The organism is Streptomyces sp. V2I9, from assembly GCF_030817475.1.
Taxonomy (GTDB): domain Bacteria; phylum Actinomycetota; class Actinomycetes; order Streptomycetales; family Streptomycetaceae; genus Streptomyces.
This window is the reverse complement of sequence record NZ_JAUSZJ010000003.1, coordinates 57,424-68,370: the sequence shown is the minus strand read 5'-3', so window position 1 is coordinate 68,370 and position 10,947 is coordinate 57,424. Positions and strand designations below refer to the sequence as shown.

The 10,947-nt window shown below is 74.0% G+C and carries 1 protein-coding gene; it reads left to right on the top strand.

The window, feature by feature from the left end:
* Positions 1-12: 12 nt before the first annotated feature.
* On the top strand, positions 13-10,935 hold the full coding sequence (locus tag QFZ71_RS30125; protein WP_307671665.1) for a type I polyketide synthase: 10,923 nt from the start codon (positions 13-15) through the stop codon (positions 10,933-10,935).
* Positions 10,936-10,947: the final 12 nt, after the last annotated feature.

Genomic DNA, 10,947 nt, shown 5'->3' with positions numbered 1-10,947 from the left:
GGAGTCGCTCTGATGACGAACGAAGAGAAGCTGCTCGACCACCTGAAGTTCGTCACGGGCGAGCTCCGGCAGGCGCACCAGGAACTGCGCGAACAGCGGGAACGGGACACCGAGCCCATCGCCATCGTCTCCATGGCCTGCCGCTTCCCCGGCGGCGTCCGCACCCCCGAACAGCTGTGGCAGCTGGTCACCGAGGGCCGTGACGCGGTGGGACCCTTCCCCACCGACCGGGGTTGGGACCTGGACGCGCTGCTGGACCCCGACCCCGAGCGGCCCGGCGGCAGCTACGGTCACGAAGGCGGATTCCTGCACGACGCCGCCGCGTTCGACGCCGGGCTCTTCGAGATCTCGCCGCGCGAGGCCCTCGCCATGGACCCGCAGCAACGCCTGCTCCTGGAAACCTCCTGGGAGGTCTTCGAACGAGCCGGCATCGCCCCCGGGTCCGTACGCGGCAGCCGGATCGGCGTGTTCGCCGCCACCAACGGCCAGGACTACGCCACCGCACTCGCCGCCGACCCGGCCGCCGCCGAGGGCTACCTCGCCACCGGCGCCGTCGCGAGCGTCCTGTCCGGACGCCTCTCGTACGCCTTCGGACTGGAAGGCCCCGCCCTCACCGTGGACACCGCCTGCTCGGCGTCCCTGGTGGCGCTGCACCTGGCCGTGCAGTCGCTGCGCGGAGGCGAGTGCACCATGGCGCTCGTGGGCGGCGTCACCGTCATGGCCACACCTGCCGCGTTCGTCGAGTTCTCCCGCCAGCGGGGACTGGCGGCCGACGGCCGGTGCAAGGCGTTCGGCGACGGCGCGGACGGCACCGGCTGGGGCGAGGGCGTCGGCGTGCTGCTCGTGGAACGGCTCTCGGACGCCGTACGCAACGGCCACCAGGTACTGGCCGTGGTACGCGGATCGGCCCTCAACCAGGACGGCGCCTCCAACGGGCTCACCGCCCCGAACGGCCCCTCCCAGCAGCGGGTCATCCGCGACGCACTGGCCTCCGCCGGCCTTGCCCCCTCCGACATCGACCTGGTCGAGGCGCACGGCACGGGCACCCGGCTCGGCGACCCCATCGAGGCACAGGCCCTGCTGGCCGCCTACGGCCGCAACCGCCCCGCCGACCGCCCGCTGTGGCTCGGCTCGGTGAAGTCCAACATCGCGCACACCCAGGCCGCCGCCGGCGTCGCCGGCGTCATCAAGACGGTCATGGCACTGCGGCACGGAGTGCTGCCCCGCACCCTGCACGCCGACGAGCCCACCCGGCAGGTCGACTGGTCGGCCGGCGACGTCCGGCTCCTCGCCGAGAACCGGCCCTGGCCCGGCCCCGACCGGACCAGGCGCGCCGCCGTCTCCTCGTTCGGAGTGAGCGGCACCAACGCCCACACCGTCCTGGAACAGGCACCCGAGACCGGGCCCGCCCCGGCCGCACCCGCACCCACGGCCGCCGAACCGCCGCTGATCCCCCTCCCGCTCTCCGCCCGCACCCCGCACGCCCTGCGCGAACAGGCGGCCCGGCTCCGCACCCACCTCGACGAACGGCCCGACGCACGCCTGGCCGACCTCGGCCACTCCCTGGCCACCACCCGCGCGTCCCTGGCCGCACGGGCCGTCGTCCTGGCGGCAGGACGCGACGACGCGCTCCAGGCCCTCGCCGCCCTCGCCGAGGGCGGCGCCCCGCCGCAGGCACAGACCGGCACGGCGACCCCCGGACGCACCGCGTTCCTCTTCTCGGGGCAGGGCGCCCAGCGCGTCGGAATGGGACGAGGACTGTACGACGCCTTCCCCGTGTTCGCCGAGGCGCTCGACACCGTATGCGCCCACGTCGACCTCGAACGACCTCTGAAAGACGTGCTGTTCGGGCAAGACGCCGAGACCCTGGCCCGCACCGCGTACACCCAGCCCGCCCTGTTCGCCCTCGAGGTGGCACTGTTCCGCCTGCTGGAGTCCTGGGGCACGGCCCCCGACATGCTGGTGGGCCACTCGATCGGTGAACTCGCCGCCGCCCACGTGGCCGGAGTGCTCTCCCTGGACGACGCCTGCACCCTGGTGTCAGCACGCGCCCGGCTGATGGACGCCCTGCCCGAGGGCGGCGCGATGCTCGCCGTCGAAGCAGCCGAGGACGGGCTGACCCTGCCCGACGGGGTCGGCACAGCGGCCGACAACGGACCCACCTCGGTCACCGTGTCCGGGGACGCCGACGCGATCACCGCACTGGAGCAGCGGTTCCGGGCCCAAGGCGTACGCGTGAAACGACTCGCCGTCTCCCACGCGTTCCACTCGCACCTCATGGAGCCGATGCTCGACGAGTTCGCCGCCGTCGCCCGGTCGCTGACCTACCGCACCCCCACGATCCCGATCCTGCCCACCGCCCCCGGCGACCCGGCCACCCCCGCGTACTGGGTCCGGCAGATCGTCGAGCCCGTCCGCTTCGCCGACGCCGTCCGCCGGGCCCACGCATCCGGCGCCACCCGCTTCCTCGAACTCGGCCCGGACACCTCCCTGTCCGCCCTCGTCCCCCACATCATCGAGGACACGACCACCGTCCCCACCCTGCGCCCCGGCCAGGACGAGGCCACGTCACTGCTGCACGGCATCGCCCGCGTCCACGCGCACGGCACCCCCGTCGACTGGTCGGCACCGCTCGGCGCCGCGGGCGCCCGCCGCGTCCCGCTCCCCACCTACCCCTTCGAGCGGCAGAGGTACTGGCCCGGCGCCAAGCTGAGCTCCGGCGACCTGACCTCCGCCGGGCTCGGCGCGGCACGACACCCCCTGCTGGGCGCCGCCGTGTCCCTGGCCGCCGGGGGAGGGGTCCTGCTCACCGGCCGGCTCTCCGCCGCCACACACCACTGGCTCACCGACCACACGATCCTCGGCAGCGTCCTCGTCCCCGGCACCGCGTTCCTCGAACTCGCCTGGCAGGCCGGCGAACACGTCGGCTGCCCCACCGTGGAGGACCTCACCCTCACCGCACCCCTCGCGCTGCCCCCGCGCGGCGGCGTACAGATCCAGGTCAGCACCGGAGCCGAACGCGAGGACGGCACCCGCCGCCTGGAGATCCACTCGCGCCCCGACGGCCAGGAGGAATGGACCGCCAACGCCGTCGGCCTCCTCACGGCCTCACCCGCCGGTACCACCGGCGCCGCGGGAACACGGCCGCCGGACGCCGAACCGGTGGACCTCGACGGCTTCTACGGGCGCGCCACCGACGCCGGCTTCGCCTACGGCCCCGTCTTCCAGGGGCTGAAGGCCGCCTGGCGGGCGGGCGACGACCTCTACGCCGAGGTCGAACTGCCCGAAGCCGCCCACCGCGAGGCAGCCCGCTACGCCCTGCACCCCGCCCTGTTCGACGCCGCGCTGCACCTCACCGGCCTCGACCCGGACCGGGCCGGGCTGCCCTTCGCCTGGGAAGGCGCCACCCTGCACGCGACCGGTGCCGTCCGCGCCCGCGTCCACCTCGCACCCACCGGCACGGACACCTGGACCCTGCGGATCAGCGACCCCGAGGGCGCCCCCGTCGCCACGGTCGAGACGCTCACCCTGCGGCCCGCGACCACCACCCGCCCGCGCCACGACGACTCGCTGTTCACCCTCGACTGGACGCCCGTGCCCGTACCGGCCCGGCGGGGCTCCCTCGCCACGGTCACCGGCGGCCTCGGCGCCTTCCTGGCCGGCTTCTCCGGCACCGCACCCGATGTCGTCGCATGGCCCCTGACCCACACGGACACCGAGACCGCCGTCACCGAGGCCCTGGCCGGCATCCAGGCATGGCTGGCCGACGAGAGATTCACCGCATCCCGTCTCGCGCTCGTCACCCGCTCTGCCGTGGCCGCGGCACCCGGCGACGACGTCACCGGCCTGGCCGGGGCGGCCGTCGGCGGCCTCGTACGCTCCGCGCAGGCCGAGCACCCCGACCGGTTCGTCCTGCTGGACACCCACACCGACCCCGACCCCGGCCTGCTCGCCGCGCTCGCCGACGGCGACGAACCCTGGCTCGCCCTGCGCGCCGGCACCCTCCTCGCCCCCCGGCTGGCCCGCGCCTCGGCATCCGGCGCCCTCGCCGTACCCGACACCCGGGCCTGGCGCCTCACCCCCGACCCCGCCTCCGGCTCCCTGCGCGACCTGACCCTCGCCCCCGCCACCGAAGCGACCGCGGAACTGGCACCCGGTGAGATACGGGTCGAGGTGCGGGCGGCCGGGGTCAACTTCCGCGACGTGCTGATCGCGCTCGGACAGTACCCGGACCCCTCGGCCCTCATGGGATCCGAGGCCGCGGGAACCGTCGTCGAAACCGGCCCCGGCGTCACCGACCTCGCACCGGGAGACCGCGTCTTCGGCCTCTTCGAGGGCGGCTTCGGGCCGCTGGCCGTCGTCGACCGGCGGATGGTGGCGCCGATACCCCGCGAATGGACCTACGCGGACGCGGCCTCCGTACCGATGGCCTTCCTGACGGCCTACTACGCGCTGGTCGACCTGGCAGGACTGACCGCCGGTGAATCGGTGCTGGTCCACGCCGCCGCCGGCGGCGTGGGCATGGCCGCCGTACAGATCGCCCGGCACGTGGGCGCCCAGGTGTACGGGACGGCCTCACCGGCGAAATGGGCGGCGACCGGCCTGGACACGGCGCACCTCGCCTCCTCGCGCGACCTGGACTTCGAGGCCGTCTTCACCGAGCGCACCGGCGGACGCGGCGTGGACGTCGTCCTCAACGCCCTGGCAGGCGAGTTCGTCGACGCCTCGGCACGACTGCTCGCCCCCGGCGGCCGCTTCGTGGAAATGGGCAAGGCGGACCTGCGCGACCCGGACTCCTTCGGCGACCGCCACTACCGCTCCTTCGACCTCGGCGAGGCAGGACCGGACCGCCTGCAGGACATGCTGCTCCAGATCCTGGACCTGTTCCGCACCGGCCGTCTCACCCTGCTGCCCACCCGCGCCCGGGACGTCCGGCAGGCAGCAGAAGTCCTCCGGCACGTCGGCTCGGGCGGCCACGTCGGCAAGAACATCCTCATGCTGCCCCGAGCCCTCGACCCCGACGGCACGGTCCTGATCACCGGAGGCACCGGCACCCTGGGAACACTGCTGGCCCGGCACCTCGTCGAACACCGGGGCGTCCGGCACCTGGTCCTCACCAGCCGGAGCGGCCCCGACGCCCCCGGCGCCACCGAACTCGTGCAACGACTCCACGCCCTCGGCGCACAGGTACACGTGGCGGCCTGCGACGTCACCGACCGGGAGGAACTGGCCGCCCTGCTGGCCACCCTCCCCGCCGAACACCCGCTCACCGGAGTCGTCCACGCGGCCGGCGTCGCCGACGACGGCGTCATCGAGACACTGACACCCGAGCGGATCACCGGCGTACTGCGCCCCAAGGCCCGCGCCGCGCTCGCCCTGCACGAACTGACCGCCGACCACGACCTGGCCCTGTTCGCCCTCTACTCCTCCGCGTCCTCCGCCTTCGGCTCGCCGGGCCAGGCCAACTACGCCGCCGCCAACGCCTTCCTCGAAGCGCTGGCCCAGCACCGCCGAACCCGCGGACTCACCGCCACCGCGCTCGGCTGGGGCCTGTGGGCCGAGGAGAGCGCCATCAGCGGCGGCCTCGACACCACCGGCCTCGCCCGCGCCACCCGCGTCGGCGGCGCACTCTCCGCCGACGAAGGGCTCGCCCTCTTCGACGCCGCCCACACCACGGGCCTGCCCCACCTGCTCCCGCTGCGCTTCGACCGGTCCGCCGCCCGCACCCTGCGCCCCCTGCCCGCACTGCTGCGCGGCCTGGTGGGCGCCCCCGCACGCCGCACCGCCGCCGCCGCCGCCGGCGGATCGGGCCTCGCCGGACGCCTCGCCGCACTCCCCGCCGCCGAACAGCACCGCCTGCTCACCGGGCTGGTGTGCGCCGAGGCCGCAACCGTCCTCGGCCACACGGGCGCCGACGCGGTCGCCCCGGACCGGGTCTTCAAGGAACTCGGATTCGACTCGCTGACCTCCGTCGAACTGCGCAACCGCATCAACGCGGCCACCGGGCTCCGCCTGCCGGCGACCCTGCTGTTCGACCACCCCACCCCCGCCGCCCTCGCCGGCCACCTCGGCGCCGAACTCGTCGGCGAGCGGGGGCCCGCACACCAGGTGCGCACCGGCGCCGCCGACCGCGACGAGCCCATCGCGATCGTCGGCATGTCGTGCCGGCTGCCCGGCGGCGTGCGGTCACCCGCCGACCTGTGGCGGCTCGTCCGCTCCGGGCAGGACGCCATCACCGACTTCCCGACCGACCGAGGCTGGGACATCGACACGGCATCCCTGCCCTACGCGCCGCTCGGCGGGTTCCTCGACGACGTGGCCGGGTTCGACGCCGCCCTGTTCGGCATCTCCCCGCGCGAGGCGCTGGTGATGGACCCCCAGCAGCGGCTGCTGCTGGAGAGCGCGTGGGAGGCGTTCGAAGCGGCGGGGATCGACCCCCTGGCGGTCGCCGGTGAGCCGATCGGCGTGTTCGCGGGCGCCGCCTCCTCGTACTACGGCCTCGACAGCGAACTCCCGGAGGACGCCGCCGGCTACCAGCTCACCGGCGGCGCCACCAGCGTCCTCTCCGGCCGGGTGGCGTACACGTTCGGCCTGGAAGGGCCCGCGGTGACCGTGGACACGGCGTGCTCGTCGTCGTTGGTCGCGGTCCATCTCGCGGTGCAGGCGCTGCGCAACGGCGAGTGCGACATGGCCCTGGCCGGCGGTGTGACCGTGATGGCGGGCTTCGGGGTCTTCAGCGAGTTCAGCCGCCTGGACGGGCTGGCCGAGGACGCCCGGTGCAAGGCGTTCGCCGAGGCGGCGGACGGCACGGGCTGGTCCGAGGGCGTCGGCCTGCTCCTGGTGGAACGGCTCTCGGACGCCGAACGTCTGGGCCACGAGGTCCTGGCGGTGGTGCGGGGGAGCGCGGTCAACCAGGACGGCGCGTCCAACGGGCTGACCGCCCCCAACGGCCCGTCCCAGGAACGCGTCATCCGCCAGGCCCTGGCCAACGCACGCCTCGAGGCGACCGATGTGGACGTGGTGGAGGCGCACGGCACCGGGACCAGGCTGGGTGACCCGATCGAGGCGCAGGCGCTGCTGGCGACCTACGGCCGGGGGCGTGACGAGGACCGGCCGCTGTGGCTGGGCTCGGTGAAGTCGAACATCGGCCACACCCAGTCGGCCGCCGGCGTCGCGGGCGTCATCAAGATGGTGCAGGCCCTGCGTGCCGGGACCGTTCCGGCCACCCTGCACGTCGACGAGCCGACGTCGCATGTGGACTGGTCGGCCGGTGGGGTGAGGCTGGCGGTGGAGTCGCGGGCGTGGCCGGAGACGGGCCGTGCGCGCCGTGCGGGGGTGTCGTCGTTCGGGATGAGCGGCACCAACGCCCACGTGATCATCGAACAGCCACAGCCACAGCCACAGCCACAGCCACAGCCACAGCCGGACCCGGAGCAGGTGCGTGCCGGGGCGCCGGAGCCCGAGGGTTCCGGGCCGGTCCCACTGGTCCTGTCGGCGAAGTCGGCCGGTGCGTTGTCGGCCCAGGCGGACCGCCTGCAAGACCTCCTGGCGGCCGAGCCCGCACCCCGACTGGCCGACGTGGGCTGCTCGCTGCTGTCACGGGCGGCGCTGGAACACCGCGCGGTGGTGCTGGCCACCGGCCGTCACGCCGCGGTGGAAGGCCTGAACTCCGTGATCGACGCAACGACCGCCGGCTCCGTGCGCGGAGTGGCCGCCGGCGGGCGTGGAGTGGTGTTCGTCTTTCCGGGTCAGGGTTCGCAGTGGGTGGGGATGGGGCGTGAGCTGGCTGGGTGGTCGGGGGTGTTCCGGGAGTCGTTGGTGGAGTGTGAGAGGGCTCTGGGGCGGTGGGTGGACTGGTCGTTGCTGGAGGTGATGGAGGGTGGTGATGAGGGTCTGCTGGGCCGGGTGGATGTGGTGCAGCCGGTGTTGTGGGCGGTGATGGTGTCTTTGGGGCGGTTGTGGCGGGCGTGTGGGGTGGTTCCGTCGGCGGTGGTGGGTCATTCGCAGGGGGAGATCGCTGCGGCGGTGGTGGCGGGTGGTCTGTCGTTGGAGGACGGGGCGCGGGTGGTGGCGTTGCGGAGCCGGGCGATCGTGTCGTTGTCCGGTGGTGGGGGGATGGTGTCGGTCGCGGAGGGCCGGGTGGTGGTGGAGGGGCTCATCGGTGGTTTCGGTGGGCGGTTGTCGGTGGCGGCGGCCAACGGTCCGGGGTCGACGGTGGTGTCGGGTGGGGCGGAGGCGTTGGAGGAGTTGTTGGGGTTGTGTGAGGTGCGGGGGGTGAGGGCTCGCCGTATTCCGGTGGATTATGCGTCGCATTCGGTGCAGGTGGAGGAGTTGCGGGAGCGGATCCTGTCGGATCTTGCGGGTGTGGTGCCGGTGTCGTGCGGGGTGCCGTTGTATTCGACGTTGACGGGTGGTGTGGTCGATACGGCGTCGATGGGTGCGGGGTACTGGTTCGAGAATCTGCGCTCGACGGTGCGGTTCGAGGATGCGACGCGTGCGTTGCTGGCCGATGGGCGGTCGGTGTTCGTGGAGTGCAGTCCTCATCCGGTTCTGGCGGTCGGTGTGCAGGAGACGGCCGAGGCGGTGGGTGCGGATGTGGTGGTGGTGGGTTCGCTGCGTCGTGGTGAGGGTGGTGGGGAGCGTTTCCTGACCGCGCTGTCCGAGGCCTGGGTCGCGGGTGCGGACGTGGACTGGGCCTCGGTCCTCCCGGCCGGACACCGTGTCGAACTCCCGCCCTACGCCTTCCAACACGAACGCTACTGGCTCGAACCCGCAGCGGCCGCCCATGAGACGACGACCGCCGACACCGAGGAAACCGCCTTCTGGGACGCCGTGGAACGCGGCGACCTCACCGAACTCACCGGCACCCTGGAACTGGAATCCTCCCGCGAGCTCGGCGCCCTCCTGCCCGCACTCTCCTCCTGGCGTACCCGACGCCGCCAGGACACGACCATCGACACCTGGCGCTACCGGGTCGTATGGTCCCCGCCGGCCGGACTCCCCGCCACCGGCCGGCTCTCCGGCACCTGGCTGGCCGTCGTCCCCCCGGCCTGCGAACTGACGAAGTGGGCCACCACCGCGCTGCGCGCCGCCGGCGCCGACGTCGTGGAGTTCGAGGCCGACGCCCCCGGCGTGGACCGCGACACCCTCGCCGCACGCCTGAAGGAGACCACCGGCCACCGGGAACCCCTCTCCGGCGTCCTGTCGCTCATCGCCGCGGCCGACACCGCGCTCCCGGACACCACGGTGCCCGCCGGAGTCGCCGCCACCGTGACGCTGACCCAGGCGCTCGGCGACGCGGGCATCACCGCCCCCCTGTGGACGCTGACCCACGGAGCTGTCTCCACCCACGAAGGCGAACCCGTCGAGCACCCCGCCCAGGCCGCGGTCTGGGGCGCGGGCCGGGTCGCCGCACTCGAACACCCCGACCGCTGGGGCGGTCTGATCGACGCCCCGCCCACCCCCGACAGCACCGCGGGCGACCTGCTGACCGCGATCCTGGCCGGCGGCGCCGACGAGGACCAGCTCGCGATCCGCGACCGCGGAACATCCGCCCGCCGGCTCGTCCGCACCCCCCGCGACACCGACACCACCCAGCCCGCACCCCCCGCCTGGACCCCCACCGGAACGGTGCTCGTCACCGGCGGAACCGGGGCCATCGGCGCCGAGGCGGCCCGCTGGCTGGCCCGCCGGGGCGCACCGCACCTGCTGCTGCTCGGCCGCCGCGGCGAGAGCGCCGACGGAGCCCGCGACCTGGCGGACGAGCTGACCGCACTCGGAGCGGCGGTCACCCTGGCCGCCTGCGACGTCACCGACCGGGACACGCTGGCCGAGGTACTGGCGGCGGTGCCCGCGCGGTGGCCGCTGACCGCGGTCCTGCACGCCGCCGGCGTCGACGGCGTCACCGCACTGGACGAGATCGACACGGACCACCTCGAGACCGTGCTCGGCCCCAAGGTCACCGGCGCACGCCACCTGCACGAACTGACCCGCGAGATGAACCTGGAGCAGTTCGTCGTGTTCTCCTCCGGCGCCGCCGTCTGGGGCGGCGGAGGCCAGGGCGCGTACGCCGCGGGCAACGCCTTCCTGGACGCACTGGTGGCGCACCGCCGCCGACTCGGCCTGACCGGAACCTCCGTGGCCTGGGGCTCCTGGGCCGGCGGCGGCCTCGCCGCCTCCCCGGGCGCCGACCGGCTCCGGCGCCTCGGGGTTCTCCCGATGGAACCCGAACTCGCCGTACGGGCCCTGGCACAAGCCATCGACCGGCAGGAGGACGGCCTGGTCGTCGCCGACATCGACTGGGACGTCTTCGGACCCGCGTTCACCGCCACCCGGCCGAGCCCGCTGATCACCGCATTCCTGGACGACCCGGCCCCGGAGACGGCCGACGGACGGAACGCCGACGGAACGTCCGCACTTCTTGCCCGCCTGACCGCCGCACCGCCCCGGCAACGCCGTCAGATCCTGCTCGACCTGGTCCGCACCGAGGCCGCGGCGGTCCTGCGCCACCGGGACGGACAGGTCATCGAGGCCGGACAGGCATTCAAGGACCTCGGCCTCGACTCGCTCACCGCGGTCGAACTGCGCAACCGGCTGAGCGCGCTGACCGGACTGCGGCTGCCGGTGAGCCTGGCCTTCAACCACCGCAACCCCCACGGCGTCGCCGCCCACCTCGCCTCGGAACTCGGCATCGCCGACGACGAACCGGCCGCCGGACCCCAGCCCACCGAGCAGGCAGAGGACGCCGTCCGCAACGCACTGGCGACCATTCCGATCGCCCGACTACGCGCGGAGGGCCTGATGGACACCCTCCTGCGCCTGGCCGACGGCACCGACGACACACCCGCCCCGACCCCTGACGGCGACTCGATCGACGAACTGGACGCCGACGCGTTGATCGACATGGCGCTGAACGCCGACCGAGACGATGCCTGAGCCCGTGGAGAA

What these genes read in the sequence shown, in the direction of transcription:
- QFZ71_RS30125 (WP_307671665.1), top strand. Translation starts at nt 13, where the DNA reads ATGACGAACGAAGAGAAGCTGCTCGACCACCTGAAGTTCGTCACGGGC.